Here is a 596-nt window from a genome sequence, read left to right on the forward strand (position 1 = left end):
AGCTGGAAAACAAGAAGAAATTGAACAGCTCATTAGATCATTTGAAAAGCATTATGATGTCTCTTATACATCAAAGGAGTACGGAAGGACGAATCCAAAATACAAATATTCAAAGGATTCCCGCGTATATCTTGAATTAAAATTAAAATCTGCCAAGATCGAAAAATAAAAAGGATTTTTTGTGTCATTGGCGAATTATGATCTATTGAAGCAACCGTTATGGAGGGATACATAAATGGAATACAGAATTGAACGAGACACCATGGGAGAAGTAAAAGTTCCTGCTGATAAATTTTGGGGCGCCCAAACACAGCGAAGCAAGGAGAACTTTAAGATCGGTTCTAAAAAAATGCCGATGCGTGTTGTGAAGGCGTTTGCAATATTAAAACGAAGCACAGCTCTAGCTAATAAACGCCTCGGCAATCTGGATGCTGAAAAAGCAGAAGCGATTGCAGCGGTTTGTGATGATGTGCTCAAAGGCAAGTACGATGACAACTTCCCGCTTGTCGTATGGCAGACTGGAAGCGGCACACAAAGCAATATGAACATGAACGAAGTGGTAGCCAACCGTGCGACTGCTTTATTAAAAGAGAAGA

2 protein-coding genes are annotated in these 596 nt (G+C 40.1%); both read left to right on the forward strand.

All coding sequences use genetic code 11. The features are described 5' to 3' along the window. The coding region (locus ACWHAR_RS29605) for a YvzF family protein (RefSeq protein WP_452088758.1) at positions 1–169 on the forward strand (169 nt) is incomplete at its 5' end. A gap of 66 nt (positions 170–235) precedes the next feature. Then, a partial coding sequence (locus ACWHAR_RS29610; RefSeq protein ID WP_452088757.1) for a lyase family protein occupies positions 236–596 on the forward strand: 361 nt, incomplete at its 3' end.

The sequence above is a fragment of the Bacillus sp. LR--39 genome (assembly GCF_053613335.1).